The organism is Burkholderia sp. Ed8, assembly GCF_040761425.1.
GTDB lineage: Bacteria > Pseudomonadota > Gammaproteobacteria > Burkholderiales > Burkholderiaceae > Burkholderia > Burkholderia seminalis.
On sequence record NZ_CP142886.1, the window covers coordinates 927,230 to 944,644 of the forward strand.

Sequence of the window (17,415 nt, forward strand, 5' to 3'; positions counted from 1 at the left end):
GCAGCGCGCCGCCCGTCCCCGGTCAGACCACCGGGCCCGGTTCCTTTTCCTTGCGCAGGATCGCGTACAGGATGATCGCGCCGAACGTCGCGGTGCCGATCCCGCCGAGGCCGAAGCCGCCGAACTTCAGCGAGAAGTCGCCGGCGCCGAGCACGAGCGTGACGGCCGCGACGATCAGGTTGCGGTTGTCGGAAAAGTCGACCTTGTTGACGACCCAGATCCGCGCGCCCGTCACCGCGATCAGCCCGAACACGACGATCGACACGCCGCCGAGCACGGGGCCCGGGATCGTCTGGATCACCGCGCCGAATTTCGGCGAGAAGCCGAGCCCGATCGCGATCAGCGCGGCGAGCGCGAACACCAGCGTCGAGTAGATCCGCGTGACGGCCATCACGCCGATGTTCTCCGCGTACGTCGTGACGCCCGTGCCGCCGACGCTGCCCGACACGATCGTCGCGAGGCCGTCGCCGATGAACGCGCGGCCGACGTAGCGGTCGAGGTTGTGCCCCGTCATCGCGCTGACGGCCTTGATGTGGCCGAGGTTCTCGGCGACGAGGATCACCGCGATCGGCGCGAGCATCAGCATCGCGTGCGGGTCGAACACCGGGGCGCGGAAGGCCGGCACGCCGAACCACGCGGCCTGCCCGACGATCGAGAAGTCGATCGGCTTGCCGAGGCCCATCCCGTTGGTCGCGATCGCATGGATCGCGTAGGCAATCGCGAGCCCGACGAGGATCAGCAGGCGCTGCATCATCCCGCGCGCGAACACCGCGACGCCGCCGACGCACAGCACCGTGACGAGCGCCATCACCGAATCGAAGGTCGACGCCGAGACGCCCTTGACCGCGATCGGCGCGAGGTTCAGCCCGATCACCGCGACCACCGCGCCGGTCACGACCGGCGGCATCAGCGTCTCGATCCAGCGCGTGCCGATCGCCTGCACCAGCGCGCCAAGCGCGACGTAGACGACGCCGCACGCGACGATCCCGCCGAGCGCGACCGGAATGTTCGGGTTCGGGCCGCTGCCGCCGTAGCCCGTCACCGCGATCACGAGGCCGATGAACGCGAAGCTCGAGCCGAGGTAGCTCGGCACGCGGCCGCCGACCAGCACGAAGAACAGCAGCGTGCCGATGCCCGACATGAAGATGCACAGATTCGGGTCGAATCCCATCAGCAGCGGCGCGAGCACGGTCGAGCCGAACATCGCGACCACGTGCTGCACGCCCATCGCGATCATCTGCGGCCACGCCAGGCGTTCGTCGGGGCCGACCACGCGCGATGCCGCGCCGGTCGATTGGACCCGCCAGCGCGGGAAGTAGGAATCGGACATGGGGAAAGGGCTCCTGTCGGTCGCCGGCTGCCTGGGATGCGCCGGTCTGGAATCTGGCGCGAGTTTACGGAGCGGAGATGGGGCTGGCAAGCGCGCCGGCACGCGCGGCTGACGGGCGTGGGACGGGGTGTCCCGCCCGCGCGGACCGGCGAAGCGGCCGCCCGCGCGGGGCACGCGGGCGGCGGAGGGCGCCGGCGCGGACGTAAGCGTGCGCTCACATCGCCGCCGGCGCGCGGTGCATCAGGGGTTGATGTACTGGAACAGCGACATGTTCTGCAGTTGCACGTAGGCCTTCTGCGCGCCGGTCAGCGCGTTCTGCACCTGCAGGTACTGGCTGATCGTCGTGACCATGTTGGTGCTGGTCAGGTCCGACAGGTTGCTGGTCGTCTGCAGCGACGCCGTCTGGTTGACGGCCTGCATCGCCTTGACCTCCTGCTCGCGGCCGCCGACCGATGCCTGGATCGTCGTGACGTTGCGCATCGTGTTGCCGAGCTTGGTCGAGCCGGTCATCAGCGCATTCTTCAGCGCCGCGCCCGCCACCGCATTCGCCGTCACGGGCGTCTTCAGCGCCGAGATCATCGCGTCGAGCGTCGAGAACACGTCGGAGCCGCCGCTCGCCTGCGGCGCGGGCGAGACCGCGAACGTGTCGCCGGCGGCCGGCGTGCCCGATACGGCCACCGTCATCCCGCCGCCGAGCGAGATCGCCGAGCCCGCCGAATAGGCCTGCGCCGGCGTGGTGGTCGGCGGGCTGGCCGAATTGTCGGTCACCGTGTAGGTCGGCGCGGCGGCCGTGCCGCCGAACGTGATCGAGAACTGATGGCCGTTCGTCGCGATCGACGGGTTCGTCACCGTGACCGCGCCGATCGTGCCGGTGCCCGTGTTGCCCGCGCCGGCCGACGGCACCGGCGAGCTGCCGATCGCCGGCACCGACATGAAGACGGCCGCGCCCGTGTCGCCCTGCGCCACGGTGCTCGAATCGGCGATCTGCACCTGACGCGTCCCCGTGTCGCCGACATAGGTGACGCTGCCGCTCGGCGTCGTCGAAAACGGCGCCGCCGAATTCTTCGTGCCGGCGAACAGGTAGTTGCCCGCGCCGTCGTTGGTGTTCGCGAGCGTCATCAACTGGTCGCGGTAACCCTGCAGCTGCGTCGCGAGCGCCGAGCGGTCGCTGTCGGACAACGAACCGTCGCCGGCGCGCACGAGCAGCGTCTGCGCGCTCGTCAGCACGCTGCTCACGCTCTGCAGCGTCTGGTCCTCGGCCTGCAGCGACGCGAGCGCGGTGTTCTGGTTGGTCGCGTACTGCGACAGCGTCGCCGACGTCATCGACAGCTGCACGGCCTGCGCCGCGCCGGCCGGGTTGTCGGCCGCCGTCTGCAGGCTCACGCCGCTCGAGATCTGCTGATACAGCTGCGCGAGCTGGGCCTGCTGGTCGTTCATTTGGGAAACGTTCAGCTGGAAGAACTGGGCGCTGGAAATCCGCATCGCTTCTATTCCTCGAATCCGGTCAGTTGAACAGGCCGAGCACGGTCTGGAACAGCGTCGCCGCCGTCTGGATCACCTTCGCGTTCGCCTGGTAGAGCTGCTGGTACTGCATCAGGTTGGCCGCTTCCTCGTTCTGGTTCACGCCCGACACCGACTGCTGCGCCTCGGTGATCTGGCCGATCAGCCCGGTCTGCGCGGCGCTCGACGATTTCAGCTGGGTCGTCGTGTTGCCAATGCCGTTCACGTAGCTCGCATATGCGCCCGTGAGCGTCGTCGTGCCGTTGCCGAGCGCCTTCGCGTTGACCAGCTTCGACAGCGCGAGCGCGTTGGAGCCGTCGCTGGTGCCGCCCGCGTACGGCCCGATCGTGAACGAGTCGCCGGTCGCCGGTGCGCCGGACAGCGTGACGCTCACGCCGTTGAGCGCGCCCGCGGCCGTCCCCGACATCGTCAGCGTCGCGCCGGCCGCCGGGTCGTACGGGACGGTGTCCGTCGGGTTGTTGATCGTGACCGACGTCGGCGGCGTGGTGCCGATCGTCACCGTGGTGCCGACCGGGAAGCCCGTCAGCGTCTTCGCCGTCGCGTCGTAGGTCAGCTTGGTCGTCGGCACCTGGTAGCCCGCGGTCACGCCGCCGAGCGTGATCTTGCCGGTGCCGGTATTGGTGCTCGCCGCCGACGTGACGGCCGGCGACGCGGCCGCGATCGCCGACGCGCTCGTCGTCGCGAGGCCGAAGCCGTTCAACGCGCCGCGCGTCGGCAGCACGGTGAACTTGTCGCCGGCGTTCATCGCGCCGGACGGGGTCGAGAAATTCAGCCCGCCGAGCGAGACCGGCATCGGCCCCGCCTTCTGGTCGACCACCGCGCCGCTCGCGCGGTCGGTCAGCGTGTAGTTCGTGCCGTCGAACGAGAGCGTGTAGTCGCTCGTCGTCGGCTGCGACGCGTTCGCGAACGATACGGACAGCGACGCGTTGCCGGTATTGCCCTGGTTCGAGTACACGGTCGGCGACGGCATCGTGAACAGGTTGCCGCCCGGGTTGCCCGACAGGTCGATGCCGAGCGCGTTCTGCGCGTTGACCTGCGCGGCGAAGCTGGTCGCGATCGCGCCGAGCTGGGCCTGCGCGGGATCGAGCGTCTGGCTGCGGAACGCGAGCAGGCCGCCGAGCGTGCCGCCCGACAGCGACGAATCGGGCAGCGCCTGGTTCGGCCCCTGCGGGTTCGCGCCGGCGATCCCCTGCGACACGACGGTCAGCTCGCTCGGATCGGACGACGACGTGACGGCCGCGAGCTGGTAGCTCTTGTCGGCGACGACGAGCGGCTGGCCGCCCGACAGGAACACGCTGTAGCCGCTGTCGTTGCGCACGACCTGGATGCCGGCGAGGCCCGACAGGTTCGACACCGCGAGGTCGCGCTGGTCCATCAACTGGTTCGGCGGCTGCCCCTGGCTGCTCGCCGCCGCGATCTGCTGGTTCAGCTGCGCGATCTGCGCGGTGTACGTGTTGATCTGCGACACGGTGCTGGTGAGCTGCGTGTTCACGCTCTGGCGCAGCGCGTCGTACTGCTGGCCGGCCGCGTTGATCTGGTTGGCCAGCGTCTGCGCGTTGCTGATCGCGGTCTGGCGCACCGACGGGTCGGACGCGTTGTTCGCGACGTTCTGCAGCCCGGTGAAGTAGCTCGTGATCCCGGTCGAGATCCCCGCCGTCGGGCTGCCGATGTAGTTGTTCAGCTGCGCGACGAGCGTGTACCACGTCGACAGCGCGCCGCCCTGCGTCTGCGCGGTGTTCAGCTGGTCGCTCAGGTACTGGCTGTACTGGCGCTGCACGGTGACGGTGCTCACGCCTTGCGGCATGTAGCCGCTGCCCGTGTACTGGCCGCTCGTTTCGGCATAGACCGGCCGCTCGACCGAATAGCCGGGCGTCGCGGCGTTGCTGATGTTGTTGCCGGTCGTCGTGAGGCCCCAGAGCGCGGCATTCAGGCCGCTGACGCCGAGGTTCATGAGTGTGTTGGACATGCGCGATCCTGATGAGCCGGCCGCGCTGCGGCCGCCGGGTTGCGTGACTCCCGGTATAACGGCCGCCGATCGAAAAAATTGAGGAAAAAATGCACGCGCGACGCGCGCGTGCGCGTCGCCGGTCGAAGCGTCCGGCGGGCAGGGCCGGCGGCGGGTCGCGGGGCGCGCCGGGCAAGGCCGGCGGCCGCGGGCGCGTCAGGCCCGCGCGAGCGAGCGGCGCTTCATTTCGAGCTGCGTGATCAGCCGTTGCAGCGTGTTTTCCGCGCTGCCCGGCAGCGACATGTAGCGAAAGCCGAGCTGGTAGCGCCGCGACCCGTTCGGCATCTGCGTCGAGCGCTGCGACACCAGCTGCAGGTCGAGCGACAGCTTGCCGTGGCCGGTCAGCTCGAGCTCGACGTCCGGCAGCAGCGTGCCGACCTCGAGCGCCTCGACGCGTTCGTCGGCCGTGCGCAGCCCCACGCCGCCGAGCGACAGGTTATGCACCTCGAACAGGAAGCTCTCGCCGTCCGGCAGCTTGCCGCGGCACAGGAACGGATCGACGATCGGCGCGTCGACGCGGAAATATTCGCGGCGCTGGATGCAGACCAGCACGTCGGGGAAATCGGCGACGAATGCGGGCAGCCCCTCGAAGCGCGTCTCGCGCGGCGTGCCCGTGGTGAATTCGACGCGCACGCCCTCCGGCGAGGCCGCGAACGTGCAATGCGACGCGCCGAGGATGCCGGCGTTCTGCTCGGACAGCGCACCCCAGTCGAACGTGAACGTCCGCGCACCGACATCGACCTCGAGCAGGCGCGTGACGAGCTGGCCGCCCGGGTACTGGACGGTCAGGAAATCGCCGCGGTTCACGAGGTTGCGCAGCTGCACGCCGATTTCCAGCGGATTGCGGCGGGCATAGTCGGGCCCGGAGTGGCCTGCATCCAGGCTGGGGTCCGTCGACGTTTCGATATTCATGGCTAGCCGGTCTTTCTTGTCATGAGCGCCCGGACAACCGGTGCGCAGTAAAACCGGGCCAGATCACGAGCCCGGTCACAGGTCTCTCACACTTAGCGGCAGTGCTGACCGAAAGTTTAGATCGAATTGGCGAATTTTTTCGCGCAAACGTTGAAACCGCGCGCGGCGAGTTGCCGGGCGCGGTCCGAAAGGGGCGAGCGGAGGGCGGCGGGCGCCCGTTTCCGGCGCAACCGGGCGCGGGCCGTCAGCCGATCTGCTGCATGATCGAGATCAGCTTTTTCGCGTAGTTCGGGTCGGTCGCGTAGCCCGCCTTCTGCATCCCGTGCGCGAAGCCTTCGACGCTGCGGCTCGCGCTGAGCACGCCCGAGTAGCGCGGGTTGTTCTTCAGCAGGTTCGCGTAGTCGGTCATCGCGTGCTCGTACGAGTCGTACGCCCGGAACTTCGCGACCACGCGGCGCGGCGTGCCGTTCACGTATTCGGTCGTCAGCGCCGACACCGTGCGGCCCGTCCAGCTCTTGTTCGCCTTGATGCCGAACACGTTGTAGCTGGTCGAGCCGTCGGCCGCGCGGATCTCGCGCTTGCCCCAGCCCGACTCGAGCGCGGCCTGGCCGACGATGAAGCGCGCCGGGATGCCGGTCGTCGCGCTGGCCGCCTGCGCGGGGCCGGCGAGCCGGTCGACGAACGCGTCGGCGTCCTGCACGCCGCTCGCGCCCTTCAGCGGCGGCGTCAGCGCGCTGCCGGCCGAATAGCCGCGCGCGCCGGCGAGCCCGCCGTTGTTCGCCGCGTTCGCATAAGCCTTCGCCATCGCGTTCATCGCGGCGAGGCTGCCTTCGTTGCCGGCCGTGCCGAAGCCGGCCGCCCCCAGGCCGCCCGCGCCGGCGCCCACGTCGGCCGCCGTGTCGCTGCCGGCACCGGCGCCGGCGTTGCGCAGCAGCTGCTTCATCAGCGCGTCGGCGACGCCCATCCCGCGCGTCGACATCTGCTGCGCGAGCTGCTGGTCGAGCATCGACGTGTACATCTTCGACGTATGCGAATCGAACAGGCCGCCGTCCGGCGACGCGTCGCGCATGCTCTTGAGCATCATCTGCGTGAACATCGCGTCGAACTGGCCCGCGACCGCCTTCGCGCCGGCCTGCGGCGACTGCCTCGCCTGCGCGCGCAGCGCATCGAAACCCTGCACGTCGAGCGCGAAGCGCTGCGTGAGGTCGTTCGCGTTCGGAAGGTTCGCCGCCATTTAGATGACCTCCAGGTCGGCGCGCAACGCGCCGGCCGCCTTCATCGCCTGCAGGATCGACATCAGGTCCGCGGGCGTCGCGCCGAGCGTGTTCAGCGCCTTCACGACGTCGGCGAGGTTCGCGCCGGCCGTCACCATCTTCAGCGCGCCGTTGTCCTGCTTCAGCTGGATCTGCGACTGCTGCGCCACCACGGTCTGCCCGTTCGAGAACGGCCCCGGCTGCGACACGACCGGCTGCGTATTGACGACGACCGACAGGTTGCCGTGCGCGACCGCGCAGCTCTGCAGCGTGACCATCTGGTTCATCACGATCGAGCCGGTGCGCGCGTTCAGGATCACCTTCGCCGCGGCCTTGTCCGGGCTCACGTCGAGGTTCTGCAGCCGCGCCATGAACGCGACCTGCTGCGCCGAATCGGCCGGCGCCGCGAGCTGGATCGTGCGGCCGTCGAGCGCCGTCGCGGTGCCCGGGCCGAAGCTCGAGTTGACCGCGGACACGATCCGCTGCGCGGTGCCGTAGTCCATGTCGTTCAGCTGCAGCTGCAGCACGCCGTTCATCTGCGCGATCGCGTTCGGCACCGCGCGTTCGACGATCGCGCCGCCGACGATCCGGCCGGCCGCGAGCTGGTTCACCTGCACGCGGCTGCCGTTCGCGCTGGCGCCCGCGCCGCCGACCGCCATGTTGCCCTGCGCGAGCGCGTACACCTGCCCGTCCGCGCCCTTCAGCGGCGTGAGCAGCAGCGTGCCGCCGCGCAGGCTCTTCGCGTTGCCGAGCGACGATACCGTCACGTCGAGCGCCTCGCCCGGCCGCGCGAACGGCGGCAGCGTGGCCGTCACCATCACGGCCGCGACGTTCTTCAGCTGCATGTTGTTCAGCGACGACGGGCCGCCGTTCGCCGAACCGTTGTTGATCGAGATGCCGAGGTTCGCGAGCATGTTCGCGAGCGTCTGCGTCGTGAACGGCGTCTGCATCGTCTGGTCGCCCGTGCCGTCGAGGCCGACGACGAGGCCGTAGCCGATCAGCGGGTTGTCGCGCACGCCCTGGATCTGCGCGAGGTCCTTCAGGCGTTCCGCCTGCGCGGGCGCCGCGCCGAACACGCAGGCCGCGGCCACGGCCGCGAACGCGACGGCGAGCCGCGCGGCGGCTTGCACGCGGGCCGACAGGCGGCGGATCGGGGTCGTCTGCATCGTCATCACCACGGCGCGATGTTGAGGAAGAAGCGCTGCAGCCAGCCCATCGTCTCGGCTTCGTTGATGTAGCCCTTCGACGAGTATTCGATCTTCGCGTCGGCGACCTGCGTCGAGTAGACGGAGTTCGCGCCCGAGATCGTGTTCGGGTTGACGACGCCCGAGAAGCGCACGAATTCGTTACCCTGGTTGATCAGCATCTGCTTCTCGCCGCTGACCACGAGGTTGCCGTTCGGCAGCACGTTGGTGACGGTCACCGTGATCGTGCCGTTGAACGTGTTCGCCGCGCTCGCGCCGCCGGTCGCCGCGAACTTGTTGGCGCCGGTGGCCGACAGGTTCGCCTTCGCGAACAGCCCGCCGAGGAAGCCGGCCGTCGGCACGTTGAAGTCGGTGTTGCCCTGCCGGTTCGTGTTCGCGCCCGACGACTTGGTCGCGTTGATGTTCTCCGCGATCATGATCGTCAGGATGTCGCCGACGTTGCGCGGCCGCTGGTCCTCGAAGAGCGGCCGCCCCGCGTAGCCCGGGTTGTAGATCGAGCCGGGCGCCTGCATCGACATCGGCATCGGCGGCTGCGCCGTCATCGGCTGCTGGATGATCGGATCGCGCGGAATCTGCGCGCAACCGGCGAGCGCCGCCACCGCGACCGCGCAGGCTGCGCGGACGGGGGCTGACGGGAGGAGGCGGACCTGCTTCATGGCGACGGCGGGACTTTCCGGTTAGCTCTTCATCTGCGTGACGGTCTGCAGCATCTGGTCGGACGTCGTCACGGCCTTGCTGTTGATCTCGTAGGCACGCTGCGTCTGGATCATGTTGACGAGTTCCTGCACGACGTTCACGTTCGACGCCTCGACGTAGCCCTGGTTGAGCACGCCCGCGCCGTTCAGCCCCGGCTGCGACACGTTCGGCGCGCCCGACGACGTCGTTTCCGCGAACAGGTTCTCGCCCTTCGCCTCGAGGCCGGTCGGGTTGATGAAGGTCGCGATCTGCAGCGAGCCGATCTGTACCGCGTTGCTCGAGCCCGGCTGCGTGACCGACACGACACCGTCCTTGCCGATCGTCAGCGACTGCGCGTTCTGCGGCACGGTGATCGCCGGCAGCACCTGGTAGCCGCTCGACGTGACGAGCTGGCCCTGCGCGTTGGTCTGGAACGAGCCGTCGCGCGTGTACGCGTTGGTGCCGTCCGGCATCAGCACCTGGAAGAAGCCCGCGCCGTTGATCGCGACGTCCTTCGAGTTGCCGGTCTGCGTGAGGCCACCCTGCGTGTACAGGCGCTCGGTCGCGACCTGCTGCACGCCGGTGCCGAGTTGCAGGCCCGACGGCAGCTCGGTCTGCTGCGTCGAGTTCGCGCCGGGCTGGCGGATGGTCTGGTACAGCAGATCCTCGAATACCGCGCGCGACGCCTTGAAGCCGTTCGTGCTGGTGTTCGCGAGGTTGTTCGAAATCACGTCCATCTGCGCCTGCTGCGCATTCATGCCGGTGGCGGCGATGTAGAGCGAACGGTTCACTTGTCGATTCTCCTGCGTGGGCTGGCGCGGGCGCTCAGCTGAAGTTGAGCAGCTGGTTCGCCGACTGCTCGTTCTGGTCGGCCGTCTGGATCAGCTTCGACTGAAGCTGGAACGCGCGCGCGTTGTCGATCATCGCGACCATCGCGGTCACCGGGTTGACGTTGCTGCCTTCGAGCGAATTCGGCGTGACGACCACGTTCGGGTCGGCGTCGGCCGGATTGCCGTCGGCGGTGCGGAACAGCCCGTCGTTGCCGCGCGTGAGCGTGGCCGGATCGGGATTGACGAGCTTCATCTGGTCGACGATCGCGACGGCCGTCGGCGGATCGCCCGGCATCAGCGCGGACACCGTGCCGTCCTTGCCGATCGTTACTTCCGCGTTCGGCGGCACCGAGATCGGGCCGCCGTTGCCGATCACCGGCAGGTTGCTCGCGTTGACGAGCTGGCCGTTCTCGTCGACGTGCAGGTTGCCGGCGCGCGTGTACGCCTCGCTGCCGTCGGCCACCTGCACCGACAGCCAGCCGGCGCCCTGCACGGCGACGTCGAGCGGGTTGCCGGTGCGCGTGATCGGGCCCGGTGCGTAATCCGCGCCGGGCGTCGATGCGAGCACGTAGGTGCGCGTCGTCGTCGGGTCGACGTTGCTGCCGTCGCCGAAATTCATCGGCACCGCGCGATACGTCGCGAGCTGCGCGCGAAAGCCCGTCGTCGACGCGTTCGCGAGGTTGTTCGCGACGATCGCCTGCTGGTCGAGCGACTGCGACGCGCCCGTCATCGCCGTGTAGATCAGTCGGTCCATGGCTGCCGGTTATCCGCGCTTACAGGTTGATGAGCGTCTGGTCGACGGTCTGCTGCGTCTTGATCGTCTGCGCGTTGGCCTGGTAGTTGCGCTGCGCGGTGATCAGGTTGACGAGCTGCGACGTGAGGTCGACGTTCGAGTTTTCGAGCGCGCTGCCCTGCAGCGTGCCGTGGTTCGTGCTGCCCGGCGCGGAGATCTGCGGCACGCCCGATGCGGAGGTTTCCGCATACTGGTTGCCGCCGAGGTTCACCAGCCCGTTCGGGTTGTTGAAGTTCGCGAGCGCGATCTGGCCGAGCACGGCGGTCTGGCCGTTCGAGTAGTTGCCGGTCAGCTTGCCGTCGGCGCCGATCGAGTAGGTCGTCAGCGTGCCGCTCGCATAGCCGTTCTGCGCGAGGTTGTTCACGCCGTCCTTGCCGCCGTACTGCGTGGTGCCGGTCAGGTCGAGCGTGAGGCTTTGCGGCGTCGCCGAGCCGTCGGTGTTCGGCACGGTGAACTGGAACTGGCCGAGCGACGTGGTCGGCGTCGGCGGCGTGCCCGTCGTCGTGCTCTTGATCGCGCCCGACGTATCGAACGTGACCGTGCCGAGGTCGGTCGCCGTCGCGGCGCCCTGCACGCCCGCGTACGCTTCCCACGTCCCGGCCGACGACTTCACGAAGTACATGTTGACCGCCTGCGAACCGCCGAGCGAGTCGTACACCTGGATCGACGTCGAGTAGTTGTACGTCGTGTTGTCGGTCGGGTCGAACGGCGTCTTGGTCGGCGTCTTGTCCTGCGAGTTCAGGTTGAACTGGCCGGTGATCTTGGTCGTCGCGGTCGGTGCGATGTTGGTCGTCGGCGCCTGCAGCGCCACGGTCTGCGCGGTGTTGATCACGCCGCCCGCGTTGGCCGCGTAGCCCATCAGGTTGCGGCCCTGCGAGTCGACGATGAAGCCGTTCTTGTCGCGCTGGAACGTGCCGTCGCGCGAGTACGTCGTCACGCCGTTGTTCGACATCTGGAAGAAGCCGTTGCCGTTGATCGCGACGTCGAGCGACGAGTTCGTCGTATTGATCGTGCCCTGGCCGAACTGCTGCTGCACGGCATTCAGCGACGTGCCGATGCCGATCTGCGTGTTGACCGACGTCGCGACCGAGTTCGCGTACATGTCGGCGAACTGCGCGGTGCTCGACTTGAAGCCGACCGTGTTCGCGTTCGCGATGTTGTTGCCGATCACGTCGAGTGCGTTCGAGGCACCGGCGAGGCCGCTCAGACCCTGTTGATAACCCATTTCGATCTCCGTTTCGTGAAAGCTCGATCAGTTGGTGGTGGTGTCGCCGGCCGTGGACGACGTCTTGACGTTCGGGAAGATCGACGCGACCTGGGTGAGCCCGACCGTCGTACCGTTCGACAGCACCAGCCCCGCGGTGCCGTCCGCCTGCTTGATCACGCTCTGCACCGTGGCGGCCGCCAGCACGGTCGGCGCGTAGTTCTTGCCGTCGGTGCCCGTGTACTGCGCGCTGACCGTGTACGCGCCGTCCGGCAGCGCGTTGCCGGCCGCGTCGGTCGGCGTCCAGTTGAACGGCACGGTGCCGGCCGACTGCTTGCCCGCGTTGATCGTGTTGACGACGACGCCCGCGCTGTTCTTCACGGTGATCGTCAGGTTCGACACGTCGCTCGTGAGCGACACGCCGAACGGCGACGCCGCGCCGCTCTTCACCGCGACCGAATTGCCCGGCGCGAGCACGTTCGTGCCGATCAGCAGCGCGGCCTGCGTCTGCTGGCCGGCCGTGAGCTGCGTCGACAGCGACGTCAGCGACGTGTTCAGCTGCGCGATGCCGCTCACCGTGTTGATCTGCGCGAGCTGCGACGTCATCTGCGAGCTGTCGACCGGGCTCGTCGGATCCTGGTTCTGCAGCTGCGTGACGAGCAGCTTCAGGAACGTCGCCTGCAGGTCGCTCGCCGACGTGCCGTTGGTCGACGACACGTTGTTGGTGTTCATCGTGTCGGTCGGCAGGTTCGACACGTTCGTGCCGTTGCTGCCGATCGTCGTGCTGGAGGAAGTCATCCTGGTTGGCCTTCTGTCGGGTCTGTGAGGTCGGCGGGCGAGCGGCTTACGAGCCGATCGTCAGCGTCTTGAGCATCAGCGTCTTCGCGGTGTTCAGCGTCTCGACGTTGGCCTGGTACGAGCGCGACGCCGAGATCATGTTCACCATCTCCTGCACCGGATCGACGTTCGGCATCTGCACGTAGCCGTTCGCGTCGGCGGCCGGGTTCGCCGGGTCGTAGGTCGACTTCATCGGCGACGGGTCGTCCATCACCTTCGTCACGCGCACGCCGCCCACGCCCTGGCCGGACGCGGTGCGCGCGCCGCCGATCGGGTCGGTCGCGAACACAACCTGCTTGGCCTTGTACGGCTTGCCGTCGGGGCCGGTGGCGCTGTCGGCGTTCGCGAGGTTCGACGCGGTGACGTTCAGGCGCTGCGATTGCGCGGACAGCGCCGAACCGGCGACGCCGAAGATGTTCATCAACGAAGGCATGGTGGCTCCTGGTGCGTGTGCTCGGGTACGGTTGCGCTTACGAGTTCGTCGAGATCGCGGCGATCATCGCCTTGATCTGCTGGGTCATCACGGTCATCCCGGTCTCGTAGTGCAGCGCGTTGTTCGCGAACTGCACGCGTTCGACGTCGAGATCGACCGTGTTGCCGTCGAGCGACGGCTGCAGCGGCATCCGGTATTGCGCGCGGCCGTAGTCGTCCGACGGGCCGCCGGTCGGGATCAGCTTCGCGGTGCCGGCCATGTGGCCGGCCGCCGTCGACACCATCGACATGCCGCTCGTCACGCCGGCCGGCTGCGTCATCGGCAACTGCGCGGCGTTGCTCGGCGCCAGGCCGCCGCTCGTCTGCTTCAGCGAGCGCGCGAGCGTCGACGCGAAATCGACGTCGCGGGCCTGGTAGCCCGGCGTGTCGGCGTTCGCGATGTTCGACGACAGCAGTTCCTGCCGGTAGGCGCGCACGTCGAGCGCCTGTCGGCCGAACGCGAATTCCGCATCGAGTTTGTCCAGCATGTGTGCGTCTCTCCGTATGAAGCGCTGCACGCCCCTCGCGCCGGATGGCGACCCGAGAGGCTTTTTTCCATGACAGCGATGGTAGGCGTCGGACGCAACCGGCAATCGGGCGAATAACGCGGCAAAGGCCCCCTCTATTCATCGTTTGCGCGACGGCCCGGCTCCCTAGAATGCAACTCGGATCAACGGATCGAGGACACGGCGATGACGGACAGCGCACTTCGCGGCAGGAACGGGCGGCTCACGCGCGTCCGGCGTGCGTGCGTGCTCGCCGCGGCGCTGTGGATCGCCGCACCGGCCGTGCACGCGGAAGACGGGATGATCGTGATTCCCGGCCGCGGCGAGACGGCGGAAGCCGCGCTCGCGCACGCCAACGCGGCGAACGGCGGCCAGTTCGGCGGGCCAACGGGAATGGCCTCGGGTGCGGGCATCGCGCCGGAAGCGGGCCGCGCGGTTTCGGGTGCGGGTGCCGCGGCCGGCTACGCGGCGCAACCGGCCGGCGCGATGGTCGTGACGACCGTCCCGCCGCCGGCGCCCGCGCCCGTTCGTGCAGCCGCCCGTGCGAACGCCGGCTACGGCGCGCAGCCGCGCGCCGCCGACCCGACCGCGATCGCGACGGTCGTCGCCGGCACGGCCGAATCCGCGTCGAATCCCGTGCGGCCGGCGCCCGCGCCGGCAGCCGCCGCCCGTTTCGCAGCGGCCCGCGCCGCGTCAGCCGCACCGGCGCCGCGCGCGGCAGCGGCTTCCGCGCCTCCGGCCCCGGCCGCCGCCGCGGCGCAGCCCGCGACGCCCCCCGGCCAGCAGGATCCCGAGACGATCCGCCGCGCGGCCCTCGCGTTCCTGCAGCAGCAGATCGCCGGCCTGCCCGGCAAGACCACCGCGACGGTCACGACCGCGTTTCCGCGCGGGCTCGCCGCGTGCACGACGCTCGAGCCGTTCCTGCCGACCGGCGCGCGCCTGTGGGGCCGCACGACGGTCGGCGTGCGCTGCGCGGGCGAGCGGCCGTGGACCGTCTACCTGCAGGCGAAGGTCGCCGTGCAGGCCACCTATTACGTCGCCGCGCGCCAGATCGCGCCCGGCGAGCCGCTCTCCGCGGCCGACCTGGTCGCCCGCGACGGCGACCTGACGGTCATGCCGCTCGCGGTGATCACCGATCCCGCGCAGGCGATCGGCGCGACCGCGCTCGCGCGCATCTCGGCCGGCCTGCCGCTGCGGCAGGACATGCTGAAGAGCGCGGCGTCGGTATCCGCCGGCCAGACGGTGCGGGTCGTCGCGGCCGGGCCCGGCTTCACGATTTCGGCCGAAGGCAGCGTGCTCGCGAACGCGGCGCCGGGCCAGTCGGTGCGGGTACGGATGGCGGCGGGCCAGATCGTCACGGCGATCGTCAAGGACGCCGGCACCGTGGAAATTCCGCTATAGGGACGGATCGAACAGCAAGAGTGTAAAGAATTGTTTATTCGGAGCATTTCGGGCTCGCGATGCTAAAGTTCGGGCCGACCCGGCCGTTATCTGGGTCAAACCGTACAGGAAACCCATCGTGAAGATCGATTCCACTCCGAACCCGAGCCCCCTGGCGCCGACCGGCAACGGCGCGTCCCGTGCGCAATCCGGCACGGCCCAGTCGTCCGCGCCGGCGGCCGACGCCGGATCGACCGGCGGCGACACGAGCGTGAACCTGTCGGGTCTGTCCGGCCAGCTGCGCTCGGTATCCGCGTCGGGCGACGCCGATATCGACACGGGCCTGGTCCAGTCGATCAAGGACGCGCTGAACAACGGCACGTTGACGATCGACGCGAGCAAGATTGCCGACGGCGTATTGAACACCGCCCGCGAGCTGCTGCAGCAGCAGCGCCCGCAGGGTAACTAAGCCGGCCCAGGCCGGTTCCACCGGTTTGCCGGCGCGCGCCCACCGCGCGCACCGGCGCGACGAGCATGACGCGATGAGAGAAGAGCTGCTGGCCACGGTCAACGACGAACACGCGACGGTCGAAGCGTTCGCGTCCCTGCTCGTCTACGAGGAAAAGGCGCTGACGACGGCCGAGCCGCTCGAGATGCTGCCCGGCATCGTCGAAAGGAAAAGCGCGCTGATCGACCGGCTCGCGCAGCTCGAACGCACGCGCGACACGCAGCTTTCCGCGCTCGGTTTTCCGGCCGGCAAGAAGGGCATGGACCAGGCCGCCGAGCGCGATGCGCGCCTCGCGGGCCGCTGGCAGTTGCTGCAGCAGGCCGCCGAACGCGCGCGCCAGGCCAATGCGAACAACGGAATGCTGATCCGCATCCGGATGGACTACAACGAGCGCGCGCTCGCGGTGCTGCGCTCGGCGCCCGCACCCACCGGCGTCTACGGCCCGGACGGGCGCGTCTCGGCGCTGGCCCGCTGACCGGCCGCCGCCGCACTCACCGCCTCTCGCCGCCGTTCGCGGCCACTCACGATTCGACAGACCGAGCCCGAGCCCGGCACCCACGGTCCCTTCCGATACACGGCCGCGCAACCGCGCCGCCGTCCCGTCACAACAATCAGAAGAGGGCCGCATGCCGTATTTCCGTATTCCGTTGTTTTCCCGTATCGTCGCCGTTTCCGCTGCCGCGGCGCTGGGCGCCGCGCTGACGCTCCCCGCCGCGCGCGCCGCCGGCCCCGCGCCGCTGCCCACGCCGACGGGCGACATGTCGTTGTCGCCGGCCGGCCCCGACGTCGCGCCGCCGGCCGCGTCGGGCACGCCCGGCGCGACGGCGCGCGCCGCGCGCCGCGGGTCCGACACCTACACGTACCTGCGCTGCTGGTACCGGATCGACGCGGATCCGCTGAAGCCGGCCGCGACCTACGAATGGGCGCGCGACCCGGCCGGCGGCGACTGGTATCGCGTGCCCGGCTACTGGTGGGCCGACGGCGCCACGCAGTGGAAGAACATGTTCTACAGCACGACGCCGCAGGACACGCTCGCCGACGTGTGCCGCAAGACGCTGGCCGCGAAAGGCATCCAGGCCGGCCTCACGCAGGCGGTCGCGGCCAACAACGCGCTGTCGTTCAACTACACGGTGTGGACCCTCGACGACGCGCGGCGGGATGCGCGCGTCAACAAGTTGATCGTGTTCGGCGACAGCCTGTCCGACACCCAGAACATGTTCAACGCGAGCCAGTGGAAGCTGCCGAACGGCACGAGCTGGCATGCGGGGCGCTTCAGCAACGGCCCGGTGTGGGCCGAATATCTCGCCAACGCGCTGCGGCTGCCGTTCTACAACTGGGCGATCGGCGGCGCGGCGACCGACCAGCACCTCGTCGTGCCGGGCCTCGTGCAGCAGATCGACTCGTGGCGCGAATACATGGATCGCGCGCCGGACTACCGGCCCGCCAACACGCTGTTCGCGGTGTTCGCGGGCGGCAACGATCTCGTGAACTACGGGCGCTCGCCCGAGCAGGCGGCGAATGCGGTGCGCGACAGCCTCGAGCGGCTCGCCGCGGCCGGCGCGACGCGGATCATGCTCGTCACGCTGCCGGACGTGTCGCGCGCGCCGGTGTTCGCGACCCGCGCCGACACGGCGAGCGTCGCCGCGCAGGTCAGGGACTACAACCGGCGGCTCGTCGACGCGGCCGCCGCGCTGCGCGATCGCTACGGCGCGGCGCTGCGGCTCGAGGTGTTCGACGCCTATGCGCCGTTCGACGACCTGCTGAGCCACCCGGCCCGGTACGGCTTCGACGACGCGACGCGCGCGTGCCTCGACATCCCGAAACCGTCGTCGCTCACCTACCTGGGCGCGCAGACGCCGCGGGCGGACTGCCGCGACCCGGCGCGCTTCGTGTTCTGGGACACGCTGCACCCGACGACGCGCACGCATGCGTGGCTCGCCGAGCGGATCGCGCCGTTCGTGCGCGCGCGCCTGCTGAACTGACCG

At 69.4% G+C, this 17,415-nt stretch carries 17 protein-coding genes; 4 read left to right on the forward strand and 13 right to left on the reverse strand.

Annotation, left to right across the window (positions count from 1 at the left end):
• Positions 1–22: 22 nt before the first annotated feature.
• The 13 genes from VXM69_RS18205 to flgB form a co-directional block, all read right to left on the reverse strand.
• Complete coding sequence (locus tag VXM69_RS18205; protein ID WP_049031340.1) at positions 23–1,330, reverse strand: solute carrier family 23 protein; 1,308 nt, start codon at positions 1,328–1,330, stop codon at positions 23–25.
• A 240-nt stretch (positions 1,331–1,570) separates the two neighbouring features.
• On the reverse strand, positions 1,571–2,812 hold the full coding sequence (gene flgL, locus VXM69_RS18210) for a flagellar hook-associated protein FlgL (protein ID WP_034190318.1): 1,242 nt from the start codon (positions 2,810–2,812) through the stop codon (positions 1,571–1,573).
• A 22-nt stretch (positions 2,813–2,834) separates the two neighbouring features.
• On the reverse strand, positions 2,835–4,817 hold the full coding sequence (gene flgK, locus VXM69_RS18215; RefSeq protein ID WP_034190317.1) for a flagellar hook-associated protein FlgK: 1,983 nt from the start codon (positions 4,815–4,817) through the stop codon (positions 2,835–2,837).
• Between the two features lie 195 nt (positions 4,818–5,012).
• On the reverse strand, positions 5,013–5,768 hold the full coding sequence (locus tag VXM69_RS18220; protein ID WP_034190316.1) for a flagellar brake protein: 756 nt from the start codon (positions 5,766–5,768) through the stop codon (positions 5,013–5,015).
• Between the two features lie 244 nt (positions 5,769–6,012).
• Entirely contained in the window at positions 6,013–7,002 is a 990-nt protein-coding gene (gene flgJ, locus VXM69_RS18225; protein ID WP_034190315.1) for a flagellar assembly peptidoglycan hydrolase FlgJ, read from the reverse strand.
• Entirely contained in the window at positions 7,003–8,187 is a 1,185-nt protein-coding gene (locus VXM69_RS18230) for a flagellar basal body P-ring protein FlgI (RefSeq protein ID WP_034190346.1), read from the reverse strand.
• 5 nt (positions 8,188–8,192) lie between these two features.
• Entirely contained in the window at positions 8,193–8,882 is a 690-nt protein-coding gene (gene flgH / locus VXM69_RS18235; protein ID WP_034190314.1) for a flagellar basal body L-ring protein FlgH, read from the reverse strand.
• 21 nt (positions 8,883–8,903) lie between these two features.
• Positions 8,904–9,692, reverse strand: coding sequence for a flagellar basal-body rod protein FlgG (gene flgG / locus VXM69_RS18240; protein ID WP_006477564.1), 789 nt, complete (start codon positions 9,690–9,692; stop codon positions 8,904–8,906).
• Positions 9,693–9,726: 34 nt separating this feature from the next.
• Positions 9,727–10,485 (reverse strand): flagellar basal-body rod protein FlgF, encoded by a 759-nt coding sequence (gene flgF / locus VXM69_RS18245; protein ID WP_034190313.1) that lies wholly within the window; start codon positions 10,483–10,485, stop codon positions 9,727–9,729.
• Between the two features lie 19 nt (positions 10,486–10,504).
• Positions 10,505–11,749: a flagellar hook protein FlgE gene (gene flgE / locus VXM69_RS18250; protein ID WP_034190312.1), complete on the reverse strand. Its 1,245-nt coding sequence runs from the start codon at positions 11,747–11,749 to the stop codon at positions 10,505–10,507.
• Between the two features lie 27 nt (positions 11,750–11,776).
• The gene (locus VXM69_RS18255; RefSeq protein WP_034190311.1) at positions 11,777–12,526 is read right to left on the reverse strand and encodes a flagellar hook assembly protein FlgD; all 750 of its coding nucleotides are present in this window, start codon (positions 12,524–12,526) and stop codon (positions 11,777–11,779) included.
• A gap of 46 nt (positions 12,527–12,572) precedes the next feature.
• On the reverse strand, positions 12,573–12,998 hold the full coding sequence (flgC, locus tag VXM69_RS18260; protein ID WP_034190310.1) for a flagellar basal body rod protein FlgC: 426 nt from the start codon (positions 12,996–12,998) through the stop codon (positions 12,573–12,575).
• Between the two features lie 37 nt (positions 12,999–13,035).
• On the reverse strand, positions 13,036–13,524 hold the full coding sequence (gene flgB, locus VXM69_RS18265) for a flagellar basal body rod protein FlgB (RefSeq protein WP_034190309.1): 489 nt from the start codon (positions 13,522–13,524) through the stop codon (positions 13,036–13,038).
• A 204-nt stretch (positions 13,525–13,728) separates the two neighbouring features.
• On the opposite strand from flgB, the gene flgA reads away from it, so the two are divergent.
• The 4 genes from flgA (at position 13,729) to VXM69_RS18285 (ending at position 17,412) form a co-directional block, all read left to right on the forward strand.
• Positions 13,729–14,943: a flagellar basal body P-ring formation chaperone FlgA gene (flgA, locus tag VXM69_RS18270; protein ID WP_034190308.1), complete on the forward strand. Its 1,215-nt coding sequence runs from the start codon at positions 13,729–13,731 to the stop codon at positions 14,941–14,943.
• Between the two features lie 118 nt (positions 14,944–15,061).
• The gene (flgM, locus tag VXM69_RS18275) at positions 15,062–15,391 is read left to right on the forward strand and encodes a flagellar biosynthesis anti-sigma factor FlgM (RefSeq protein WP_034190307.1); all 330 of its coding nucleotides are present in this window, start codon (positions 15,062–15,064) and stop codon (positions 15,389–15,391) included.
• Between the two features lie 73 nt (positions 15,392–15,464).
• The gene (locus VXM69_RS18280) at positions 15,465–15,905 is read left to right on the forward strand and encodes a flagella synthesis protein FlgN (RefSeq protein ID WP_034190345.1); all 441 of its coding nucleotides are present in this window, start codon (positions 15,465–15,467) and stop codon (positions 15,903–15,905) included.
• Between the two features lie 151 nt (positions 15,906–16,056).
• Complete coding sequence (locus tag VXM69_RS18285; RefSeq protein WP_226254259.1) at positions 16,057–17,412, forward strand: SGNH/GDSL hydrolase family protein; 1,356 nt, start codon at positions 16,057–16,059, stop codon at positions 17,410–17,412.
• Positions 17,413–17,415: the final 3 nt, after the last annotated feature.